This is a genomic window from Peribacillus sp. NPDC046944 (genome assembly GCF_050272735.1).
Taxonomy (GTDB): Bacteria; Bacillota; Bacilli; order Bacillales; family DSM-1321; genus Peribacillus.
The window spans coordinates 114,921-139,311 of sequence record NZ_JBNNML010000009.1; the positions used below are offsets into that span (position 1 = coordinate 114,921).

The window sequence follows — 24,391 nt, forward strand, 5'->3', positions numbered from 1 at the left end:
TTCTTGTTTATATCCGCTGACTGTTACCTGACTGTGTAATGACTGTTTCTGAAAGGTAGTATTTACACATTATAAATCCCTATATACCAAGGCTTGGTGGGTGTTACTTTACTGTTACCCTAAAAACACAAAATAGTGTACTAATCTAATAATCATAGAAATCATGAAAGGTCGTGACCGTTTTGGCTTATTATCAAAAAGTACCTGCAAAGAATAAACAGGGTTACAAATGGAAGTGTACCGAAGAAGGCCCTCGGAATCCTGCTACTGGTAAAAGGACTCAAATTACACGACGCGCAGATACAAAAAAAGAAGCTGCTTTTAAGGTTGAGGAAGCCCTTAAAGATCTTAAAATAAATAATGGACAAGCTTATAACAAAGATATTCTTTTTAAGGATTACCTGCCTGATTGGTTAATCACTTATAAAAAGAACACAGTAAAAGAAAATACATTTAGACTTCATGAGCGTAATGTCCATAAAAAAATCATTCCTCTAATAGGTCATATGAAAATCAAAGAATTAACCCCAACCCATTATCAAAAAATCATTAATAAACTCTCTGATTTAGAAAAAACTGAAAGAACAGTAGAAATTATCCATTCTACTATTTCTAACGCTATGAATAAAGCTGTTTCACTTGAAATGTTATCAAAAAACCCTTGTTCTGGTGTTACTATCCCCAATAAAACAATTAACCAAATAAAAGAGGAAGACGATTTAGAATATCTTAGCAAAGATGAAGTAATCAAATTTTTAGAGGCTGCACTAAAAGATAATTGGAAGTATTTCATTTTATTTAAAACCCTAATAGACACTGGTTTAAGAAAAGGTGAAGCTTTAGCTATTCAAGACCAAGATATAGATTTTACTGATAATAAAATTAAAATCTACAAAACACTCAATTATGACGTAATGGACATAAAAAAAATGTTTGGGCCACCTAAAACTGAAACATCTTATAGAAAAGTTTTAATCGACGACAATCTTACTGCTCTGCTATCGCGTCATATGATTAAATTAAAGGAACAAAAATTGAAATTTGCAGATAGATATCACAGAGAAACAAATCTTGTGTTTGAACGAGGTAATGGACTTCCCTATTCCAAATCTACATTACATAGGGCATTTATACGAATATGTAGAAAAGCAGGAATTTCAAAGCATATAACCATTCATGGATTAAGACATACACATGCGGTTTTACTCCTTGAATCTGGAGCAAGTTTAAAAGATGTTCAAGAACGACTCGGACATAAATCTATCCAGACTACTGCAGATGTTTATGCGCACGTTTCCAAGAAACTTGAAGAAAAAAGCGTAGATGGTTATTCAAAATATATGAACTATGGTCAATATAATATGAAATAGTATGAAATGTGGTCAAAATGTGGTCAATAAGTTATTTTTCTAATATTTCGCCAAAATAAAAAAAGCCTTGGTTACTGAGTAACTCAGTAATACCAAGGCTTTTAAGCTATTAATAAGTAGACATATATTGTTCGCGTTCCCATGGGTGAACTTGAGTGCGGAACATATCCCACTCGATTTCTTTTGCTTCGATGAAGTGTTCAAGTAAATGGTCACCTAGAGCATCCTTGATGACTTTATCCGCTTTTAATGTTTCTAAAGCTGCATATAAAGTTGATGGAAGATCGATGATGCCTTCTGCTTCACGTTCTTCTTTGTTCATGACATAGATGTTACGGTCCACTGGAGCTGGAGGAGTCAGATTATTTGCGATTCCGTCAAGACCCGCTTTTAGGATGACAGCAAGTGCAAGGTATGGGTTTGCTGCTGGATCGACACTACGTACCTCAACTCGCGTACTTACTCCGCGTGAAGCCGGGATACGGATTAATGGGCTACGGTTTTTAGCGGACCAAGCAACATAGCAAGGTGCTTCATAACCAGGTACTAAACGTTTGTATGAGTTAACAGTTGGGTTAGTTACCGCTGTAAAGTTTGGTGCATGTTTGATGATACCCGCGATAAATTGTTCAGCTGTTTTGCTTAATTCTAATTTACCTTCTTTATCGTAGAAAGCATTTTCGCTTCCCTTAAATAGAGATACGTTACAGTGCATACCTGAACCATTCACACCGAATAGTGGTTTTGGCATGAACGTTGCATGTAAACCATGTTTACGGGCAATCGTTTTAACGACCAATTTGAATGTTTGGATGTTATCACAAGCTGATACAGCGTCTGCATATTTCCAATCGATTTCGTGTTGTCCTGGGGCAACCTCGTGATGCGATGCTTCAATTTCAAAGCCCATTTCTTCCAGTTCAAGAACGATATCGCGACGGCAGTTTTCCCCTAAGTCAGTAGGTGCAAGGTCAAAGTATCCACCTTTATCATTTAATTCTAGAGTTGGTTCGCCTTGAGCATCTAGTTTGAATAAGAAGAATTCAGGTTCAGGTCCTAAGTTAAAGTTCGTGAAGCCCATTTCTCTTGCTTCAGCGAGAATTCGTTTTAGGTTAGCACGAGGGTCCCCATCAAAAGGTGTTCCATCTGTATTGTAGATATCGCAAATCAGACGAGCAACTTTACCTTTTTCTGATGTCCAAGGGAAAACCACCCATGTATCTAAATCAGGGTACAAATACATATCTGATTCTTCGATGCGTACGAAACCTTCAATGGAAGATCCGTCAAACATCATTTTATTATCAAGTGCTTTTTCCAATTGACTAACTGGAATTTCTACATTTTTGATTGTTCCTAGGATATCAGTGAATTGTAAACGAATGTACTTTACATTTTCTTCTTTTGCTAAACGAGTAATATCTTCACGTGTAAACTTTGCCATTTTCAATTCCCCCTAAATAATAGTTCATATTGATATTTCATTTGAAAAAACGCGACATATCACCTTGTCGGAGAGATGTGCGATTTCTAGTGCCTTGGAGAAGCTCTGCTCGTAAAAGCTTACGCAATTCGTCATCACTTAAGTCACGTCTTATTTTCTCCGCCTGTTCAAGATCTTGTGATTTCGGTAAATTTTGTTCTTTTACAGTAAATATCTTCTTAATGCCAGCGAGATTGACGCCTTGTTCGATCAAGTCTTTAATCTCAAGGAGTCTATCAATATCGTTTAAAGAAAAAACGCGCCGGTTTCCGTCTGTTCTCATAGGAGTAATTAATTGATGCTCTTCGTAATATCGAATTTGACGTGCAGACAAATCAGTCAGCTGCATCACAATTCCGATGGAAAAAAGAGGCATAGAACGCCGAATGTTGTTGCCGCTCATTCTTTGCATCCTCCTTTGTTTATCTTGATATAATCATAGTATATGGTATTTAATATGTCAAGGTGATGTTACCTTTTATGACATAAATTATTCATAAAAATTGAATGATTTGTAACCCATTGAATATTATGACTATTTTTCTTCATGAGAATCCAGACATGCTGGGTTCTCACGAAGTGTATTTCTTAAACTAACGGCTACCATCTCACGTTACAAATGTATCAATTCTTTCTCCATTAACGAGTTCACCGCGGTCAATACAGCCATTTTGACATGGGCATATGTTAAGCCACCTTGAACATAGGCAACATAAGGAGGCCTTGTCGGTCCATCTGCCGTCAGTTCAATGCTAGCTCCTTGGATGAATGTTCCTGCAGCCATGATTACATCATCTTCATACCCTGGCATATAAGCAGGGTATGGAGTAACATGTGAATTAATTGGGGATGCATATTGAATTGCCTGGCAAAAAGCCACCATTTTATCTTTATCATCGAATTGGACAGACTGAATTAAATCGGTACGTTTTGCATCCCAACGAGGGTATGTATTCATCCCAATTTTTTCTAAAAAGGCTGCTGTGAACATCGCACCTTTTATCGCTTGCCCGACGACATGTGGCGCAAGGAAGAATCCTTGGTACATTTCCTGTAGGCTATATAATGAAGCCCCTGCCTCCGCTCCAATACCTGGGGACGTCAAACGATAGGAACACGCTTCAACTAAATCTTTTTTACCGACAATGTATCCGCCAGTCTTCACAATTCCGCCACCTGGATTTTTAATGAGAGAACCCGCCATAAGATCTGCCCCGACATGACAAGGCTCTTCCGTTTCCACAAATTCGCCGTAGCAATTATCCACGAAAACAACGATTTCTGGATTGATTTCCTTGACGAAAGAAATCATTTCCTTTATTTCATCGATTGTAAAGGAAGGACGAGTCGCATAGCCCTTTGAGCGTTGGATGCCTATCATTTTCGTTTTCGGATTGATCGCTTGTCTGACGGCTTCAAAATCCACACTTCCCGATTCCATTAACGGTACCGCATCATAACCTATTTGAAAATCGCGTAAGGACCCAATTCCAGAACCCCTGATCCCGACAATTTCTTCTAATGTATCGTATGGTTTTCCAGTTATGTATAGCAATTCATCGCCTGGACGTAAAATCCCAAATAAGGCAGTGGATATGGCGTGTGTACCGGAAATGATTTGAGCACGAACCAGTCCTGCTTCCGCACCAAAAACATCGGCATATATTAATTCGAGCGTATCACGTCCGATATCATCATATCCATATCCTGTTGTTGGGTTAAAATGCGAATCACTCACACGGTGCTTCTGATAGCTTTGCAATACGCGAAATTGATTGGTCTCGATTCTTTCATCTACTTGCTTATGTAATGGAAAAATCATCGCTTCGACTTCTTGGGCGATTGTTTTTAAGACTTCTCCATGCTTTAACTGCTGATACATCCAAATTCCCCTTTTATAATGAATATTTCTCTAGCTGTCCAATTATTGAATGATCAGCTAGACAAAAACCTTTGCATTCATATCTTTCCGATTCTTCATTAAAGGAGAGAGTGCGCAAAATGGTTTCATTTTTTAGCTGTGATAGTAGTTTACCCTCACTGGAAGGTAAGAAAACATTATACGGTATCATTTTCTCAATGACGTACTTTTCAATTTCTTCCATGATTGTTTCCAGGTCTTTTTGGTCATAGGCACTGATTAATAACGAATCATTACTGGAAGATCTTAAAAAGTCGACGTGAACCCTATCCTTCTTATTATACAACGTTAGCTGGGGAATGGAAGAGACATCTAAGTCATTTAATAGGTTGTAAACCGTTTTCTCATGATTAAAATAATCCGAGCTAGACGAATCGACAACGTGGAGCAACAAGTCCGCTTCCTTCACTTCCTCTAATGTCGAGCGAAAGGCTGCAATCAGGGAAGTCGGCAAATCCTGAATGAAACCGACCGTATCGGTCATTAGTACAGTAAAGCCGCTAGGAAGAATCGCTTTTCGTGTCATTGGATCGAGAGTGGCGAACAACAGATTTTCTTCAAAGGAATCTGCTTCTGTCAAACGGTTGAACAAGGTTGATTTACCAGCGTTCGTGTAACCAACAAGAGCAACCTGAAACGCCTTATTTCGTTTTCTCCTTTCACGATATCTCTCACGATGCTTCACGATTCCCCTTAGTTGTTGCTTGATTTCGTCAATTTTCCCACGAATGTGACGGCGGTCACTTTCGAGCTTCGTCTCTCCCGGTCCCCGCGTACCGATTCCGCCTCCTAATCTGGACATGGCTGTACCCTGCCCGGCTAAACGGGGCATTAAATATTGGAGCTGGGCAAGTTCCACCTGGAGCTTACCTTCCCTCGACCTGGCTCGCTGAGCAAAAATGTCCAGTATAAGCTGAGTCCTGTCAATCACCCTAGCCTCCAGGAATTTAGAAAGGTTCCGGATTTGACTCGGTGATAATTCATCATTGAAAATGAATAAATCAGGCTCCAATTCTGCTTCTAGGTTTTGTAGTTCTTCTATTTTCCCTTTACCTATATATGTCGACGGATGAATCCGTTCTCTTTTTTGTGTAATGGTCATCAATACCTCGCCATTTGCTGTCTTAGCTAACGAAGCCAGCTCCTCCAGTGAATAGCGGAAATGTTCCTCATCCTCTGTCGTTTGACAACCAATCAATATAGCGGTTTCTCTTATTGCCTGTTCCAATTCATACACCACCTAAACAATTTTCATCCATCATACCAAATAAATGGTCACTTATAAAATTTTCCTGAAAACAAGGCCAGTAACCATATTAATATCACCCGTAACATGCTAAAATCAAGTTTGGCTTTACCATAAATCTGAAATGACATAGAGGGAAAAGGATATGACGTGGGAAGTATTAACCTTCATTGGTACAATTGCATTTGCCATAAGTGGAACCATCATTGCAATGGAAGAAGAGTATGATATTTTAGGAGTATATATTTTAGGAATTGTTACGGCGTTCGGGGGCGGAGCGATTCGAAACCTTTTAATCGGCGTGCCTGTATCTGCGCTTTGGGATCAAAGCCTCTATTTCACCGTCGCCCTGGTCTCAATCACCATCGTTTTTCTTTTCCCTACCAATCTATCAAGGCATTGGGACAGATGGGGAAACTTCAGTGATGCCATTGGGCTCTCTGCGTTTGCTATCCAAGGTGCCATGTATGCAGTGGAACTGAATCATCCAATTAGCGCCATTATCGTGTCCGCGGCACTAACCGGTTGTGGTGGGGGAATAATCAGGGATGTACTTGCCGGGAGAAAACCGTTAGTCTTTAGAAAAGAAATCTATGCCGTTTGGGCAATCATCGCAGGTTTGGCTCTAGGCAGTGGACTTTTCTCGCAAGCATGGCATTTATACACACTCTTTATTTTTGTCACTTTATTCCGCGTGCTATCTTACACCTATAATTGGCACCTTCCTAATAAAAAATGGGTCCCGAAAATATAAATGCGAAAGGCCAGCCACGTTTAATGGCGGGCCTTTCTGTTGTCACTCCTTCTCATCATCCTCGAAAACGAGGTCTTGACTTGTCAGGGTAAGCAGGTCGACCTTTTCAAACGTATCTTCTATTAATAGGCGCATGGCCTGCGCCCTTATCGATTTTTCAAGTACATTCCGAATATAACGTCCATTAGAAAACGATACCACTCCACGATCGGAACGTAATACAATCAAATGTTCCTTTAACTTCCTTTCGGCATCCCGGCTCATAATATATTCACGCTCTTGCAACATGAGGCCAGCTATCTCCATTAACTGATCGATTGTATAGTCCGGAAAATCGACGACTAGTGGAAACCTCGAATAAAGCCCTGGATTGAGACTTAGGAAATAGTCCATTTCACGAGAATAACCTGCTAAGATTAAGATGAATTCGTGTTGGCGATCTTCCATATGCTTGACAAGCGTATCTATCGCTTCTTTGCCAAAATCCTTCTCTCCACCTCTTCCCAAAGAGTAGGCCTCATCGATAAATAATATGCCACCTATTGCCTTTTTAATCAGATCACGTGTTTTTTGGGCTGTATGACCAATATATTCACCGACCAAATCGGCGCGTTCCGCTTCAATCAAATGCCCTTTAGAAAGGACATTCATCTTTTGAAACAACTTACCAATCAATCGGGCAACGGTAGTCTTACCTGTTCCTGGATTCCCTTTAAACATCATGTGAAGTGCTTGCTGACCAGTCTTCAGCCCTCTGGTCTCACGTTGTTTGTTTATGTAAATCCAAGCGTATATTTCCTTTATCATGCGTTTCATCTCATCCATTCCAACCAGTGCCTTCAGTTCGTCTTCTATTTCCTTCAAAGCCACATGTTGTTGGGGAATTTCTTGGACCAACACTTCTTTGACCGGCAAATCTTTCTGTAGTGATTTTCTATTTTCCGCATTAAAAACGATATTGATTTGCCCGTTATTTTTCATACGGATCGGTTGTTCCAATGTCTTCACCTCTCCATCTTGGACCCTAAACTTTTAAACCATTCATTTAACATGAAACACACACGGACCTTTCGGGTCATTTTATGTTTTCCCTTCGCCAATATCTCCGTCTAATTTACTTTTGTAAATATTGGGTTTTTCAGTTAGCTTTCTTGTCTATAAAGGGGCTTTCGACAATTTATCTCCTATTCATCATTTCTTTCATTCATGTCATTTCCTGCGCTTTCCCGAGAAATGATTCTTCCTTCCATATATATTCAAAACGAACAAGTAAAATAATCGAATCCTTGAAAAAGATACAAGCTCTTAGCACAAAAAAACAGGCCGCCCTGTGGGCCGCCTGTCATTTTGCTATCATGTATATGGTTATTCCTTCACTTCGTAATCAATTTGAACATTACGCTGTGGAGCGAATGTGGATATAGCATGTTTGTATACCAATTGCTGCTTACCTTCGGATTCGAATAACACAGTGAAATTATCAAACCCTTTAACCTGGCCCCTGATTTGGAAACCATTTAATAAGAAAACCGTCACATACGTCCCATCTTTTCGTAATTGATTAAGAAATTGGTCTTGAATATTTACGGATTGCTTCATGATTTAGTCCTCCTCTTTTCTCTCTAAATTTATGTATTCGCCTTCTTTGAAAAGCTTTCCTGCTACAAATCCAGATATTTCATTTATTTTTTTTGTAAACCCTTCGATGTCCGTCATATTAAACCAGATTACATCCATTTTATTTCGGAACCAGGTCAATTGACGTTTTGCATATCGGCGTGAGTTTTGCTTCAAAGAATCGATCGCTTCTTCCACCGAAGCCCGGTCTTCAAAGTAGTCGTATATCTCTTTGTAACCAATTGCCTGTATCGATTGGCAATCCCTCAATCCTTGATCATAAAAAGATTGTACCTCTTCAATCAATCCCGCTTCCACCATTCCATCAACTCGTTGGTCAATACGTTCATATAACTTGTCCCGATCCATTGTCAGTCCTATTATGCATGTATCATATTTCATTTCCGTGGGTTGTTGATTCATCTGCTCACTCATTGTTTTTCCTGTACAGTGGTAAATCTCAAGTGCACGAATCACCCTTCTTACATTATTAGGGTGTATTCTTTTAGCACTTTCTGGGTCCACACTCCGCAATTGGTCAAAAACAGGATCGATTCCTGCTTCGTTGACTTGTTTTTCGAGCTGTTCCCTATATAGAGGATCGGATGGCGCTTCAGAGAAATGATAATCATAGATTACCGATTGAATATATAAACCCGTGCCTCCTACTATGATAGGGAGTTTGCCCCTGCCCTGAATATCCTCAATGCAAGCATTTGCCCGCTTCTGAAACTCAGCTGCACTGAATGGTTCATCCGGCCCCTTTATATCAAGTAGATAATGGGGAATGCCTTCCATCTCTTCTCTTGTGATCTTTGCAGTTCCAATATCCATTCCCTTATAAACCTGCATGGAATCCCCACTGATTATTTCTCCATTAAATCGCTTGGCCAACTCAATGCTCAGTTTCGTCTTGCCTACTGCCGTCGGTCCAATAATGACTAGAAGTTTTCCTTTTTGTTGTGTCAACTTTATTCACTGCCTTATATGATTTTTTTTTATCTTATCACAAAACGCCACAAAAGCAGTTAAACATCTAACCATTATATCCATTCCTCACTCATTTATTCACATCGGCGAATATATCTCCTTAACAAGTTAGCGAAGGTTCTGGTTCAACGCTTGGAGTACTGTCTGTAAATCCACATGACTAAAGGCATGATCCCATAAACGGGTTCATGCCCCTAAACATCCCTAACAAAATAAAGCATCTCACTTTTTGGGCGGTCTATTTGTAAAAACTTCATTCCACAGGTATTAAGACCGTTACAGTCGTTTCTACTTCATTCGAATCTACTGATATCTCACCGTTATATCTCCTTACTAGATCCTTAACGATAAACAGACCTTGACCACGCTCTTTTCCTTTTTCTTTCTTTTTAGTGGAAAATCCACTTATATAAATCTTTTTCAGGTCCCCCCTACTAATCATCTGTCCTGAATTCGTAACGGTGAATGTATATTTTCCTTTATCCTTTTTACAAATGATATTCATACGCCGCTCTTGCTCAGGTATTTCAATCGTAGCTTCTATGGCATTATCTATTATATTTGATAACAATTTAATTAAATCTATCGTCTTAATCGTATCGAAAGAATCTGGAGAAATATCAAGGCTTATATCAATATTATAGTTTTGGGCAGACAGCCTTTTCGTTTCCAACAGCACCGATAACCCAGGGTGTGTAACGTTCATTTCCATGGATTCTATGGTATGGATCTCCTTAGAGAGACCTGTTAAGTATTCTAATGCTTTATCTTTTTCTCCAAGTTTTAAAAGACCGTGTACGACCTGAATGTGATTGGAGAAGTCATGCCTTAGGGAACGAACAGATGCCATAAGAGATTGAAACTCCGCCCTGTACGTATCCTCAGTATCCCCTACTTCTCGTATCAACTCTTTTCGATACCATCTTTGCATGATTGTAAAAGCAATGGCCAGGATAATGACAAAAGCGCCCGAATAAATCAGATTAAAAATGCTGCTATTGATAACCTCATCGCTTATTGCGTGAATATCTTCAGCACTCGCATCCACTCCTAAAAAACCTATTACGGAGCCTTCCTTATCCTTTATGGGAACTCCTACAGTCATATACTTCCCATATATGGGGTCATCCAGAATATCCGTGATGAAGTTTTCTCCCTTATAGGCCTGTCTGACCTGGCGTTCGGGGACCGTGCATAGTTCCCCAATTTCAGGTTCTCTTTTAACGTTTTCTGGGAGACCTGCAATCATGGTCCTTGACTCTTGGGGGTTTTCCACTTTTAAAGTATAGATGTGTACAACGCCAACATTTTCACGGACATTCTCTAAATAGGCTTTAATATCCTCATATTCTTGGCTCTTTACTGGGTTTTTAAGAAAGCGTTTATAGGCTTCTATATCCAACGTACTAGCAACAGACTTAGCAACCAAGAGATTTTGATTGGCCACAGACCTTTGAACAGTATTTTTGATATTTAAATAAGAAGTAAACATATTAAGTAGGACAAATCCAAGTAACAATAGGAATATCATTATAATGAATGCTTTTACCTTTTTATTTTTCATAAAATTCTATATACCCCATCTCTTGAAGTTGAAAATCGGATATTATACTATAATTTTACTATAATTACAGAGAAAGAAATATAGTAAACTTATTTTATATCGATTATCATAGGTATATTTAATCACAAAATGAATAAATAAGATAATGACACAACGTTCTAAATATTCCTTTTTCTAGACTTCAACAAGTGTGAAAGGACCCTGGACCATTAATCTTTAATGGTCCAGGGTCCTTTTTTCGGCTATCATGCTTTATTAATTGATTTCATTTAAATTTCCTCAGGGATTTTTAGTCCCTCGATAAAGGATTTGAAACTTTCTGCCACTTTATAAATATTTTCATCCTGACTGGAGGGATCTGCGTACCACCCCTGATCCCAAAAGAAGATTCCTTGTTCTTCATCATTGTTTATCAACAGGATTTTTCCTGCACAGGTATCGTTGCCGATTATAATGCAATTTGTATGTAAACCATCTTTATTATTTTCATGCAACTTTTGTAAATCAAGCTGTTCACTATCGATATCCAACCCATATAACACGTCTAACGATACAAGTGTGTCCAATGCCTCTACATAAAACTTACCATTTTGAACGGTAGTGGTCCCTCCGTTATATTCAAGGAGGAAATGTTTATAATCAGCCGGAATCTCGAAACCGACATACCTCTCAAAGTTATTGACCGCTTCCTGTGTTGCTTTGCCGTATCCAGTGATTTTCCTCATCCTATCAACTCCAGTTCGTTTTAATAAAAAACTACATTAGCCACCTATATGCCTAAACTTAAATGTAATCAGGGGATAACTCCGAGGATATATGTTGATTGCAGTTGTCTTTCAATAGCCCCTTTAATATCTCGTTTTACAATAAATAACAATATCTAATTATAATTGTACTATACCATGTAGATTTTCATAATTCTTGGGGAAATAGTACGTTTTCATCAAATTTCCCACTCGTTGCTTGTAAAAGAAAACTTTACTATAACTATTATTCCCCATATTTATCCTATACCACTTTCTTAAAATATATTAACATAATTTCGTTTGTTTTTTTCAGTATTTTCTGCAAATAAAAAGGAAAAATAAAGGTGTTGACATAGTTCATCTTTACGTTGCTATGTCAACATCCCCCAGCCTCAGTTACAACTTATTTATATTCTTTTCCTCATTTTCACTTATTTTATCTAGCATTGAAATCGTATCTACCAAGTGATTATTAAATATTTGACGTGCTATTGAAAGAAGTTCCACAATCATGGGGTCTCTTAGTGAATAGACCACGCGATTTCCATCTTTCGTTCCTACGACAATATTTTTCGCTCGTAAAACGGTTAGCTGCTGGGAAACTGCGGATCCTTCACTACCAATGAGATTTTGGATTTCATTTACGTTTTTATCTCCTTCTGACAATAACTCGAGAATTTTTATTCTCAAGGGATGTGCAAGTGCCTTAAAAAACTCCGCTTTAAATTGTTGCATCTCAAGATTCAATGATAATTCTCCTCTTCAATTTAATTAACTGGAAAAGGCCCGTCTTCTTTCCTCAATACCTTTGGTGAGCTCCCCTGATAAAGCCGAACATTCTCTAAAGGCAAAGTGCTTGCAGCCAAGACACTTATTCCTATTTAACTGTTCAAGAGCGTAATCAATCGCTACTCCTGTATGATCAAAAAAATGATCTTTCCCAATTACTTCATATAAGCCAGTTTTGATCAGAAGCGTTTTAGGTTGTGGTTTGATTCCAGAAATCAAAACGAGACCGTGTTTAGAAAAATGATGAACGATGTTAGAAAGATAAGACTCACCAGTGGTATCCAACAATGGGACTTGTCCCATTCTTAAAAGCAGTACCTTTGGTTTGGAATGGGTTGTCCCAATAATAGACTGTTCAAAAGTTTGGGCTGCACCGAAAAAGAGTGGCCCTTCCACATTATATATACTAATCTGTGGACAATCATGCGTAGATGTAACTACTCGGCTATCAACCTGTTGGTGTTTATTATTGGGATTAGGCAATACTTTTTCAGTTACTATTGTATCACTCATTCGTTTTATAAATAAAAGGACGGCTAAAATAAGCCCCACTTCTACGGCGCTGGTTAAATTTTCAAATACCGTCAATAAGAATGTTATAACTAGAATGAGTGAATCTGTCGTTTTGATTTTGACCATATTAAAGAAAAGATGCCTCTCACTCATATTCCAAGCAACCACCATCAATATCGGAGCCATACTTGCCAACGGCACCTTTGAGGCGTACGGTGCAAACAGCACTAAAACCAAGAGGACGACTATGCCATGAACCACACCGGATACCGGGGAAACAGCCCCGTTTTTAATATTGGTAGCCGTTCTTGCGATTGCACCTGTCGCTGGGATTCCACCGAATAGAGGAGTAATTATATTAGCAACGCCTTGACCAATCAATTCCTTATTACTATTATGCTTACTACCGGACATCCCGTCTGCCACGACTGCTGATAATAATGATTCTATTGCTCCTAGCATGGCTATGACAAGCGCGGGTCGAATTAAAAGTTGAATGCGATCTAAAGTAATCTCAGGAAATTTGAACTGTGGCAAATTATTTGGAATTTCCCCATATGTTGAACCAATCGTTGCTACTTGACCCGGAAATAAGAAAGTGGCAACCAATGTCGAACAGATAATGCCGATTAGTGGCCCTGGAATCTTTGGAAAGAACCTAGGTGTGCCTAAAACAGCCATTAAACAAATACCTGCGGTTAATACGCTGTACATGTTCATGCTTTGAATATGCATGAATATTTCCTTTACATTATTAATGAATTCTTCGTGTTTCTCCACACCAGACAATCCCAGAAAGTTCGGAACCTGGCCCACAAATATGATGACAGCAATCCCAGCGGTAAACCCAATCGTTACAGGTTTGGGAATAAACTTAATTAATGAGCCTAATTTAAAAATCCCCATTAAGGTTAGGATGATTCCTGCTAAAAATCCAGCAATTAATAAGTTTTCAAACCCATATGTCATTACAATCCCAAATAAAATCGGGATAAACGCACCTGTTGGCCCACCTATTTGAAATTTCGAACCCCCTAATAGGGAAATCAATACTCCGGCAATGATTGTCGTGTATATCCCATATTCAGGTTTTACACCTGAAGCTATAGCAAATGCCATGCCTAATGGAATGGCAATTACACCGACTACGAGTCCAGCTATAAAATCTTTTTGTAAAGATTGAAAAGAATAATCTTTGTATCTTCCATCAATAAGCCAATTTCGCTTCATAAAAAAGCACTTCCTTTTTTTATTTTTGTATATCTGATTATTTGAATATACGATTATTAGAATTTAACCCTTTCTCTTCTTTTTGTCAAAGGTCATTTTAAAGAGTGGGGGTAATTCAGTAGGAAGCGTGAATCATTTATTTTTGATACAGTACCTTTTGATGGGTCCTTTCTATTATATTTGGCAAAAAAAGAAGCACTTAACCCATTGGTCAAATGCCTCTTTTTACTAACTTCCTTCCACTATATATTTTCCCTGTACGTAATTGTCCTTTCATTCTGTTTCAGGGAAAAAGATTTGAGCTGTACGGATATCGACTAAAGCGGGTAACTCTGACTGCAAAGCTTCTGTGATGGATGCTTCCAAGGAGTTATCCTCTTCGACATGCACACCCTTCCATCCACAGGCTTCCGCTACCTTTACGAAATCAGGATTTGTCAGACCCACGCCCACTTCATCCCCTCCCTCAGCTTTAATTTTATCCCGTTCCATTTGTAGTGATTCATTATTGAGTACGATGATGGTAATCTTAATGCCATATCGTTTGGCTGTCAGTAAGTCAGCAAGTGTCATCTGAAGGCCTCCGTCACCGACAACGGCTACTACTTGTTTTTCCGGTTCGGCTAATTTGGCAGCCATTGCAGCTGGAAGACCAAACCCCATCGTTCTCCAATATCCTGAAAATAGAACCCTTTGGTTTTGTTGGCGCAAGATTCTATTCGTCCAAACAGTTACATCCCCAGTATCGATTGCTAGGATCGCATCTGGATCTATCGTCCTTTCAATCGCTCGAATAATCCTTGCTGGGTGTATAGGAGAACCTTCGCTATTGCCTTCCTGTTCCAATTGCGCTGACCATAATTCTTTCACTTCCCGGCAACGACCGACCCACTCATCATTCTTGTTGTGCCCTTTTAATCCAAGATTCAATTGAGGAATAACCTCTTCAGTATTACCTTTAATACCGATTTCTACGGGTATGCTTTTTTCAATCTTGTCAAAATTACTGTCTATCTGTATAATCTTCGCATCCGTTGGCACATATCCTTCGGGCCACCAAGTAACACCGGCAAGCAATACGACGTCAGCCTCCAGGAAGGCGGTCTTCGCATATGGATTGCCGCCTTCCCCGATGCCTTGTAAAAGATTTGGAGAATTTGCCTCGAAAGCGCCCTTACCCCCAAGGCTAGTAAGAATGGCAGCACCCCACGTACCGGCAAGCATCTCAATCGCTTCTGAAGCACCACGGGCACCGGCTCCAGCAAGTATCATAGGTTGTCTCGCTGTTTTCATTACCTCAAGAATCCGATTCTTGCTTTCTTCTTCCAGCGAGGAAGTACTTTTAACAAGCAAAGGTAAACGCCTTGGCCGCACTTGCGTTTTTTTATCGAAAAAATCCTTTGGTATGGAAAGGTGAGTAACCCCTCTCTGGCCAAGCGATTTTTGGGCCGCTTTGTGCATCACTTCAATAATGGCATCCGGGCTGGTCAAATTTACACTATAAGAAGCAAACGGCTTCACAAGTTCCTGTTGATTCACATATTGTTGAAAATCCGTTCCTATTTTATCACTTGGAGCCTGCCCTGTTATGGCCAACACCGGTGCTTTATCGGAATAGGCATCACCAAGTCCATTAAGCAAATTAGTGACCCCAGGTCCCATGGTCGCGGTACACACACCCAATCCCCCTGTTAACTTGGCCTCCGCCGAAGCCATTAAAGCGGCTACCGATTCATGCTTAACAGCAATGAATTTAATATTTTCTTGATTCGCCAGTGCATCAATCAGTCCAATTATCGTATCTCCCACCACTCCATAAATTCTTTTCACATTCATGAGTTGTAATTGTTGAATGATTAACTCGGCAACTGTATTCTTAGAATGTTCCAAAATCCTTCAACCCTCTCGCTTTTATTACTTGCGTTAATTTGTCCTATTATTTTTTACACTAATCTCCTTTCTTTTAAACAAATGTATTGAATTTTATTTTTTTATAGTTAGTTCTATTAAAAAAGCCATCTGAGTATTAACAGATAGCTTTTCTACTTGTATGGATTTCTAATCATCTTTCTATTACGTATATCACTATAGCAACATACAAAATATTCTTTTAAAAAAAGGATAATTTCAAGATAAAGCGTTAATTAAAAAGGGCAGGCCAGGGCACCCAATCAAAAATGATTGAGTGCCCTTTTACTATTTATAAAGTACGTTCATCCTGATTATATGATTTTATAATCATCATAAGTAATTATTAACCTACTCATGGACACAGTTTCTGCACGTATCCTGTTTTTATCTCGACAATATGCGATAAGCGAACTATTGGCAAGTTTGGCCGTACAATTCCATTTGTTATGCTTTTTAGAATATCTGGAGGAAATCTGAATCATTTCTCCATGAACTTTTAATAATCGACGTTTGATCAAAGGCATCATCTCCAATACAAGTAATATCTTATACCCTGATTTTAGAGAGTTTATTCGTAAAAACTAAAAGAAATACAAAAAAGTAAGAAAATTATAGGTATTTTATAGGAATGAAGCCTATTTCCAAGGTGAATTCTCAAAAAAACCATAAAAATGGAGAATATAGAAGATATTCAAGTTTCCCGATGATACCACGAAAAATGTCCCCTGGCTTACACGAACATAAATAATAACTTTAAGTTATATTCATATTGTAAAAAACTATTTGAAATTAACAGTCGGTAGACGTATGATTAGGAGTGTTAGGATAGAGACACGTGAGTTCAGTAAGTTAATAGGTTCTATCAAAGGAACTACATATCAGTATGGGCCTCTAGTAGCGATAACTTTTTAAAGAGATTTTCAAAGTTATAGTTTCTGACTTCGATAGTAATGTGACTTTGCATCCTAATTAGCAAATTAAGTTCAACGCAAAGGGGAAATAGATATGGCAGATGTAGTCTCAAAATCAAAACCTGAAAACGAAACACTTAATATCTCTGCAAGCCAGGAACAAAGAGATATCCTAGATCAACTTTTAAACCCTGAGGTTCAACAATCACTGAATAATTTAGTAGAACAATTACCAAAATTAACGGAATTGGTTAATATTTTGACAAAGTCATATGATTTTGCTCAATCTGTTGCAACTGATGAAGTATTGAAAAATGATACAGTCAGTGCTATTTCAGAAATGGCAACACCAGTTGTATCTTCTGTAAAGGGCCTTGCTGCCAATGCAATCGAAGCAAAGGACCGGGCTGAAGAAAGTACGGAAGTCATTGGTCTTTTCGGTTTACTACGTATGATGAAAGATCCACAAGCGCAAAAACTTTTCCGTTTCGCAAGTGCGTTCCTTGAAATCTCTGCAGAACGTAAGAACCAAAACTAATTCTATTATTATCATTCAACCAGTTAGGACGGGGGATTAACAAATGTCAAAACATATCGTCATCTTAGGTGCAGGATACGGCGGATTACTATCTGCATTAACGGTTCGACAATACTTAAATAAAGATGAAGCACAAGTTACAGTGGTTAACCAATACCCAACACACCAAATTATCACAGAACTTCATCGTCTAGCAGGAGGATCAGTTTCTGAACAAGCTGTTGCCATTCCGTTAGAAAAACTTTTCAAAGGAAAAGACATCGACCTTGTCATTTCCAAAGCTGAATCTTTCTCAGTGGATAAAAAACAAGTTAAACTTGCTAATGGTTCTACTCTAACTTACGATGCTTTAGTTGTTGCTTTAGGAAGCCAAACAGGATTCTTCGGCATTCCAGGACTTGAAGAAAACAGCATGGTATTAAAATCTGTACATGATGCAAACAAAGTTTACAAACATATCGAAGATCGCATTCGTGAATATTCCATTACGAAAAATGAAGCGGACGCAACGATTGTAATCGGCGGCGGTGGATTAACTGGCGTTGAATTAATCGGTGAAATCGTAGATCATTTCCCTAAAATTGCAAAACAATTTGGCGTAGACTACAAAGACTTGAAAATCAAGCTTATCGAGGCTGGTCCAAAGATTCTTCCTGTATTACCGGATTCATTAATTGAACGCGCTATGACAAGTCTACAAAAACGTGGGGTCGAATTCTTAACTAGCCTTCCTGTAACAGGTGTCAAAGGCAATGTTATCGAATTGAAAGATGGACAAACCATCACGGCTAATACACTTGTTTGGACTGGTGGGGTCGCTGCTCTTCCTATCGTTGGGGAATCAGGTCTTGAAGTGGACCGTGGTAAAGCAACTGTCAATGAATATCTTCAATCCAAGTCTCATAATGACGTATTCGTTGTTGGCGATAGTGCCGTTGCCTTCCCTCCAGAAGGTGGACGTCCATACGCACCAACCGCACAAAACGCTTGGCAAATGGGCGAACTAGTCGGTTACAACCTATATGCAGCATTTGAAGGTAAAACACTAGAAAAATTCGCACCTATCAATTCTGGAACACTTGCCAGCTTAGGTCGTAAAGATGGTGTAGCAACAGTTGGGGCTAACAACACTGAACTTAAAGGCTTACCTGCCACTTTAATGAAGGAAGCTAGTAACATCCGTTATCTTACTCATATCAAAGCGCTTTACAATTTGGTCTATTAAGTTCAACACTGAACTTAATCATTTGTAAATAAGTAGACGCTGAGAAAAATCCAGTTTCTGTCCTTAGACGGAAACTGGATTTTTCAATTCCACCAATTGATAGACTAGGAATCTATTGACGAATTAATAAATGATAGAACATGGTCCCCTCCCCCGTAGTATGGCAAGGCAATACAATAAGTATAGACTGAGGGCACATTTTGCCGGACTTTAAATTCAGGCCTGGTGTCACCCTCTTTAGCGTCCCTATTACATTTCCCATACAAACCCATCAAGAATGAAATCATATACGTTAACATTTACAGAATACGCTCCTTTTACAAATACAAAACATGACGATCAGCCCTACAACCTACTCTCTGCCGTTATTAAGAAATTTTTTCGAATCACCTTTAGCTATTGATTTCGCTACCCCTCATTAATGAAAAAGCAAAAAAACAAGCTGAAGCGCGATTTGCATGCTTCAGCTTGTTTGTTATTTTTCTTCTTCCCACATGATCCATTCATGAACTTCAAGGATTTCAAAAAATTTCACAAGTCGTGGTAAGGCCGGTTCGGCTTCTTCCCCAAAGTGTTCAATCATCGCTTCCGAAATCGCTTGAACATTCTTGCGATATGCCATTTGTTCAATGGCAAATCTCCCAAACTTATCTAGCTTGATTTTACGAAATGCCCTTTGCTTCAAGAAACGAATCGTCAGTCTCTCGATGAAGTTAGTTCTCTGGATAATCAAAAATCCTAAGTCCGAAGAAGAATCCATTTCTAGGGTGACACGACTTTCCAAAAGAGGAACCATAGTTAACAGGTTCCTCTTTGATTTTTTCTTTTTACGAAACATCTTCTTTATTCCTTTTGCTAGATACAAACCAAAGTACTCCAGCTAAAGCAAGGAAAAGTAAGAATGGTATTAGGTTGCTCGCTATCACCGCTACGGCTGGAACTTTTACTCCCACTGCAATTAAGACTGCAATAAGCACTCCAATCAATGATTCACCGGCGATTAAACCGGACGCGAACAATGTTCCTCTATCTACTCTTGCTTTACGTGCTTCTTTAGATTTAGAAAAACGTTCAACGAAGTAACGTACAAATCCACCGATCATGATTGGCGCACTCGTATGAACTGGCAAGTAAATCCCAACTGCCACACTAAGTGAATTCAAACCGAAGAACTCTAGAGTAATGGCAATCGCCGTTCCGATGAAGATAAGGGTCCAAGGTAAGTCTCCTCCAAGAACACCTTCAGCAAGAATTTTCATCAAGGCCGCTTTAGGTGCAGGAAGTTCTGCAGAACCCATTGTATAAGCATTATCCATTAACACTAAGGTAAAGCCAATGACAGCTGCAGATGCAACGACACCAATCATCATCGCAACTTGTTGTTTCCATGGCGTACCACCGACAATATAACCTGTTTTCAAATCTTGAGAAACGTCACCTGACACTGCAAGTGCCGTACAAACGATTGCAGCAACCGTTACTACAGCTATCATGCCATCCATGCCAGTGAAGCCTGTTGCCTTATAAATAAGCGCTACAATTAATAGTGTTGCAATGGTCATCCCAGATGTAGGGGATGAAGAGCTTCCGACAATCCCAACAATCCTTGAAGCGACCGTCACGAATAAGAAACCAAAAATACCGATTGCAACTGCGCCTATGATACCTACTTCCGTTACAGGTGCAAAGGCAATGATCAAAAGAACAATAAGCATCCCTAACCACACGAATTTAGCAGGAATATCTTTTTCAGTACGAATTAGCCCGGCTTTAAGCTGACCTTTATTCGCTTGCACGCCTCTCAGCGTTGCAAAAGCAGAACTGAATAGAGTGGGCAAAGTCTTAATCAGTGTGATTAAGCCCCCAGTCGCAACTGCTCCAGCTCCGATGTACCGAATATAATTATCCCAAATTCCCCAAGCGTCCAGTTCACCGATAGGAACTTCTGATGGGAATATAGGTGTAGAGCTACCACTACCAAAGAAGCTAATGGCCGGTATAAGGACGACCCAAGCCAATAGACCCCCACCGATCATTTGACCCGCAACACGTGGACCGATGATATACCCGACACCCAATAGGGAAGGAAATGCATCAAGGCCGACTACTGCATTTTTAAAACCAGTGATGCCTGTTTCCACTTCCGTTTTAAATAGCTTGAATCCATCTCCAAGCGCTTTAACCACACCACCGATTACTAAACCGACTCCGATTAATTTAGCGCTAGAACCGCCTTTTTCTCCTGATTTCAATACCTCGGCACATGCCGTACCCTCAGGATAAGGTAATGTTTCGTGCTCCCTTACTATTAAAAGCTGACGAAGGGGGACCATCATGAAGACCCCAAGGAATCCACCAGTTAAAACAATGAATAGGATTAACGCTTGACTAACATCCATCCCCCACATAAATAATGCTGGGATAGTAAAAACGGCTCCGGCCCCAATGGCCTCACCTGCTGTTGTCATCGTTTGCACAATGTTGTTTTCTAAGATGGAATCTCGTCGAAAAATCCCTCTCAGGATTGCCATTGAAATTACCGCCGCGGGTATAGATGCGGAAACCGTCAATCCAATAAGGAGACCTAAATATGCATTAGCTGCTCCAAAAACGATGGCAAGAATTATACCTAGAATAATTGCAGTGACAGTTAATTCGGGTAAAGATTTCGAAGCAGAAACGTACGGGACGAATTTGCTCTCTTTCGAATTGTTAGACAATTTAGACACTTCCTATATCTTTTTAACTTTAAAAACACAGGAATTATTATATCACTGTAATTTCTATTCATGCAATGGGAAAATTCTGCTTATTCTTAAATAAGACAATAGGGAAAATTCAGTTAAATGATATTTTATAAGAATATTATTTTGAAAGACTTTGGTTTCTAACTACAATCTTTATCATGGGCATTTGCACATTCTAATGGTAAACCACATATCCTGCTCAAACCAACACTATCGTAAAGGAAGGATACCTATGGATTATGCATCACCTTCGACTCTATTTACCTTCGATGTAAATAAAAGTACTTTAGTAAAAAAAGATAATCTGAACTATATAAATGTATTGGGCATTTCACAGTTGAACACCCTGGAGAATACTTCTTTACTCGATATATTCTTAAGTGCCAATAATATCATCGAACCTCATTACCATCAAAATGCAGCTGAGCTAGTTTATTGCATCTCCGGGGCCGCTACAGTATCCATTCTGAATCCATATACAAAGCTCATTCAGAACTACCCCATTACTCCCGGCCAAGTAGCGAACGTCCCACAAGGCTGGTGGCATTATGAAGTGGCTACCATGGACCAAACACATTTACTTGCTATTTTTAATGCACCTATCCCTGAAGTCATTCTTGGATCGGATATCTTGAAATTAACGCCAGCGGATATCATGGCCCACACTTATTCCATAGATGAAAACCAATGGAAAAAAATGGTGTCACCCGTTCAGCCCTCGACTTTCATTGGCCCACCCGTAACCTATAACAGAAATGGGAATAATCATTCCAATCAATCATGGCACTATCTAAACCAATGGTACGGTAGCCCATACTACAATCAAAATCCATCAGCTTTACCATATTATTAGTATTATTTTAATAAAATAATATAAAATCCCATAAATAACTAAAATATTATCCTTATATTTATATTAATGGTATATTTTAATTAATCCATGCATAAAATAACAGATAAATATCTATACGAATGAAAAAATACTATTTTAAAATACTTATTATCTCACTTTTCTCTTAATAACCATGATAAGATATGCTAGGGTGATATAATGATGAAAAAACTTAAAGTAATATTAGTGGCTGTTCTATGTTTAACTTTATTTACTGGAATCCAGTCAACTGAAGCTGCTGCTTCCAATGTGAAGGTACACTTTATCAATGTGGGCCAAGGCGATTCCATCCTGATTCAAACCGGTAATGAAAACATTTTAATTGATGCTGGTGGAAAAGGAAAAGGCGATGATGTCGTTGCCTATCTGAAAAAACAAAAGGTAAAAACGTTGAATGCGGTTGTCTCGACGCATCCGGATGCCGATCATATCGGTGGACTGGCCTATGTAATCAATAACCTGAAAGTCAAAGCTGTGTATGCACCGAAAGTTTCCCATACCACACAAGCTTACAAAGACTTTTTAAAAGCGGTTAAGAAGAAAGGGCTAAAAATCAAGAAAGCCAAGACCGGGGTAGTAATCACAACGAAGGCAAAGAATACGTCATTGAAATTCCTTGCTCCAGTCAAGGACTATAAGAAAGACTTAAATAACTGGAGTGCCGTCCTATTGCTTAAACATAATAAAAAATCGTTCTTGTTCACTGGCGATGCTGAAGAAAAATCCGAAAAAGACATGCTTGCCAAAAAGGTAGTACCAAGCGTGGATGTCCTTAAAGTTGGGCACCACGGGGCAAAAACATCTTCTAGTTCAGCTTTTATTAAGAAAGCAAAACCAAAATACGCTATAATAAGTGTAGGAAAAAATGGGTATGGGCATCCTACTTCTACCGTTGTAAAACGCTTGAATTCCATAAAAGCTAAAATCTATCGTACAGACAAATCTGGAAACATTATTTTTACTTCTACAGGTACGAAACTTACTGTAAAGACGGTGAAATAAATGAAGCAAGGAATAATTGATCGCTTTGAAGGTAAAATAGCTGTCGTGGAAATCGATGGTGGCGATATGAAGGATTTTCCGAAAAGCTCCCTTCCAAAAGGGGCCAAGGTCGGAGATATGCTGATTATCGATGGTGATACAATTACTGTCTCCAAAGAAGGAACAAGAAAGTTAAAAAAAGAAATTGATGACTTGATGGATGAGTTGTTTGAAGATTGACTACGACTATCCCCTTCTCATTTTGAGAAGGGGATTTTTTCTACATCTTTTACCTTAATAATAATGAACTAGCTGAGAAACATGAACTTACCCTGGAGGTATATTTTTTAACTTACACGTTCCCTTTCATTCTTATCACTTTTCCCTCTAATTCAAACCCTACTTCCTGCATTCCATTTTTACGATAAAAAGACAATGCGTTTCTATTAGTAGGAGAAACGCGTAGATGATATTCCTTTACCCCATATTTTTTAAAGAAATGAAGAGCATATCGGTGAAGTTCCTTCCCTAACCCCATTCCACGTTTTTCAGGAATGAGATAATAAAGATTTACGTAGCCTACTTTACTACCCTTATATTCTTTAATTGTAAGTTCAAGTTGACCGATGGGCACATCATCTTCCATAACCAAGACAAATCCACCTGGATATCGGTTCGATTTTATTTTTACCCAATCCAGATATTCCTCTACGTTTCCAAGATCCTTATCAGAACCAAAGCTTATGACGAAAGAGTCCCTACGAAATCGAATAATGAATGTTCTATGCTTCGTTACATCAATCGGTTCAAAATGCAAAGAAACTCCTCCCTTAGCATACATATTACGTATTATGTTGGTACCTATCCCAAAGGGGCTGTCCCAAAAGTCAGGAAAATGACTTTTAGGGCAACCCTTTTTTTATGAAATTTATGCACAAAAAAATCGCCCTTTTTAGTAAAATG

The 24,391-nt window shown here is 38.9% G+C and carries 22 protein-coding genes; 7 read left to right on the forward strand and 15 right to left on the reverse strand.

The window, feature by feature from the left end:
* Positions 1–182: 182 nt before the first annotated feature.
* Complete coding sequence (locus ACQKIC_RS16615; protein WP_427591917.1) at positions 183–1,370, forward strand: tyrosine-type recombinase/integrase; 1,188 nt, start codon at positions 183–185, stop codon at positions 1,368–1,370.
* Positions 1,371–1,479: 109 nt separating this feature from the next.
* Here the strand turns inward: ACQKIC_RS16615 and glnA are convergent, their stop codons facing one another.
* The 4 genes from glnA to hflX form a co-directional block, all read right to left on the reverse strand.
* Positions 1,480–2,814 carry a type I glutamate--ammonia ligase gene (gene glnA / locus ACQKIC_RS16620; RefSeq protein ID WP_402875294.1) on the reverse strand — a complete coding sequence of 445 codons (1,335 nt, stop codon included), beginning with the start codon at positions 2,812–2,814 and terminating at the stop codon, positions 1,480–1,482.
* A 37-nt stretch (positions 2,815–2,851) separates the two neighbouring features.
* Positions 2,852–3,256, reverse strand: a complete 405-nt coding sequence (locus tag ACQKIC_RS16625; protein WP_402875291.1) for a MerR family transcriptional regulator — start codon at positions 3,254–3,256, stop codon at positions 2,852–2,854.
* A gap of 210 nt (positions 3,257–3,466) precedes the next feature.
* Positions 3,467–4,735 carry an aminotransferase class I/II-fold pyridoxal phosphate-dependent enzyme gene (locus ACQKIC_RS16630; protein ID WP_402875288.1) on the reverse strand — a complete coding sequence of 423 codons (1,269 nt, stop codon included), beginning with the start codon at positions 4,733–4,735 and terminating at the stop codon, positions 3,467–3,469.
* A gap of 13 nt (positions 4,736–4,748) precedes the next feature.
* The gene (gene hflX, locus ACQKIC_RS16635) at positions 4,749–6,002 is read right to left on the reverse strand and encodes a GTPase HflX (protein ID WP_427591916.1); all 1,254 of its coding nucleotides are present in this window, start codon (positions 6,000–6,002) and stop codon (positions 4,749–4,751) included.
* A gap of 163 nt (positions 6,003–6,165) precedes the next feature.
* Here hflX and ACQKIC_RS16640 point away from each other — a divergent pair, with 163 nt between their 5' ends.
* On the forward strand, positions 6,166–6,774 hold the full coding sequence (locus ACQKIC_RS16640; RefSeq protein ID WP_402875283.1) for a trimeric intracellular cation channel family protein: 609 nt from the start codon (positions 6,166–6,168) through the stop codon (positions 6,772–6,774).
* 42 nt (positions 6,775–6,816) lie between these two features.
* On the opposite strand, the gene spoVK is transcribed toward ACQKIC_RS16640, so the two are convergent.
* From spoVK to ACQKIC_RS16680, 8 genes are all read right to left on the reverse strand, one after another.
* Positions 6,817–7,773, reverse strand: coding sequence for a stage V sporulation protein K (gene spoVK, locus ACQKIC_RS16645; RefSeq protein ID WP_402875280.1), 957 nt, complete (start codon positions 7,771–7,773; stop codon positions 6,817–6,819).
* 366 nt (positions 7,774–8,139) lie between these two features.
* Complete coding sequence (hfq, locus tag ACQKIC_RS16650) at positions 8,140–8,373, reverse strand: RNA chaperone Hfq (RefSeq protein WP_034313436.1); 234 nt, start codon at positions 8,371–8,373, stop codon at positions 8,140–8,142.
* A gap of 3 nt (positions 8,374–8,376) precedes the next feature.
* Positions 8,377–9,360 (reverse strand): tRNA (adenosine(37)-N6)-dimethylallyltransferase MiaA, encoded by a 984-nt coding sequence (gene miaA / locus ACQKIC_RS16655; RefSeq protein ID WP_402875277.1) that lies wholly within the window; start codon positions 9,358–9,360, stop codon positions 8,377–8,379.
* Between the two features lie 274 nt (positions 9,361–9,634).
* On the reverse strand, positions 9,635–10,945 hold the full coding sequence (locus tag ACQKIC_RS16660; RefSeq protein WP_402875274.1) for a sensor histidine kinase: 1,311 nt from the start codon (positions 10,943–10,945) through the stop codon (positions 9,635–9,637).
* 269 nt (positions 10,946–11,214) lie between these two features.
* Positions 11,215–11,670 (reverse strand): SMI1/KNR4 family protein, encoded by a 456-nt coding sequence (locus ACQKIC_RS16665; protein ID WP_402875271.1) that lies wholly within the window; start codon positions 11,668–11,670, stop codon positions 11,215–11,217.
* 417 nt (positions 11,671–12,087) lie between these two features.
* A complete protein-coding gene (locus ACQKIC_RS16670; protein ID WP_427591915.1) occupies positions 12,088–12,438 on the reverse strand; it encodes an ArsR/SmtB family transcription factor in 351 nt (116 codons plus the stop codon).
* Positions 12,439–12,462: 24 nt separating this feature from the next.
* Positions 12,463–14,223 (reverse strand): SulP family inorganic anion transporter, encoded by a 1,761-nt coding sequence (locus ACQKIC_RS16675; RefSeq protein ID WP_427591914.1) that lies wholly within the window; start codon positions 14,221–14,223, stop codon positions 12,463–12,465.
* A 273-nt stretch (positions 14,224–14,496) separates the two neighbouring features.
* Positions 14,497–16,113, reverse strand: a complete 1,617-nt coding sequence (locus tag ACQKIC_RS16680; protein WP_427591913.1) for a thiamine pyrophosphate-binding protein — start codon at positions 16,111–16,113, stop codon at positions 14,497–14,499.
* A 1,026-nt stretch (positions 16,114–17,139) separates the two neighbouring features.
* Between ACQKIC_RS16680 and ACQKIC_RS16685 the strand changes: the two genes are divergently transcribed.
* Both ACQKIC_RS16685 and ACQKIC_RS16690 read left to right on the forward strand, forming a co-directional pair.
* Complete coding sequence (locus tag ACQKIC_RS16685; RefSeq protein WP_402875259.1) at positions 17,140–17,583, forward strand: DUF1641 domain-containing protein; 444 nt, start codon at positions 17,140–17,142, stop codon at positions 17,581–17,583.
* Between the two features lie 43 nt (positions 17,584–17,626).
* Positions 17,627–18,808, forward strand: coding sequence for an NAD(P)/FAD-dependent oxidoreductase (locus ACQKIC_RS16690; protein WP_427591912.1), 1,182 nt, complete (start codon positions 17,627–17,629; stop codon positions 18,806–18,808).
* A 475-nt stretch (positions 18,809–19,283) separates the two neighbouring features.
* On the opposite strand, the gene ACQKIC_RS16695 is transcribed toward ACQKIC_RS16690, so the two are convergent.
* Complete coding sequence (locus ACQKIC_RS16695) at positions 19,284–19,592, reverse strand: PqqD family protein (RefSeq protein ID WP_427668706.1); 309 nt, start codon at positions 19,590–19,592, stop codon at positions 19,284–19,286.
* Between the two features lie 43 nt (positions 19,593–19,635).
* Positions 19,636–21,528 (reverse strand): OPT family oligopeptide transporter, encoded by a 1,893-nt coding sequence (locus ACQKIC_RS16700; protein ID WP_402868492.1) that lies wholly within the window; start codon positions 21,526–21,528, stop codon positions 19,636–19,638.
* Positions 21,529–21,787: 259 nt separating this feature from the next.
* Here ACQKIC_RS16700 and ACQKIC_RS16705 point away from each other — a divergent pair, with 259 nt between their 5' ends.
* From ACQKIC_RS16705 to ACQKIC_RS16715, 3 genes are all read left to right on the forward strand, one after another.
* Positions 21,788–22,408, forward strand: coding sequence for a cupin domain-containing protein (locus ACQKIC_RS16705; RefSeq protein WP_427591910.1), 621 nt, complete (start codon positions 21,788–21,790; stop codon positions 22,406–22,408).
* A 201-nt stretch (positions 22,409–22,609) separates the two neighbouring features.
* Positions 22,610–23,449 (forward strand): ComEC/Rec2 family competence protein, encoded by an 840-nt coding sequence (locus tag ACQKIC_RS16710; protein ID WP_427592010.1) that lies wholly within the window; start codon positions 22,610–22,612, stop codon positions 23,447–23,449.
* Positions 23,450–23,668 (forward strand): DUF3006 domain-containing protein, encoded by a 219-nt coding sequence (locus ACQKIC_RS16715; RefSeq protein WP_403123129.1) that lies wholly within the window; start codon positions 23,450–23,452, stop codon positions 23,666–23,668.
* A 112-nt stretch (positions 23,669–23,780) separates the two neighbouring features.
* Here ACQKIC_RS16715 and ACQKIC_RS16720 read toward each other — a convergent pair whose 3' ends face one another.
* Entirely contained in the window at positions 23,781–24,245 is a 465-nt protein-coding gene (locus ACQKIC_RS16720) for a GNAT family N-acetyltransferase (protein WP_403123131.1), read from the reverse strand.
* Between the last annotated feature and the right edge of the window lie 146 nt (positions 24,246–24,391).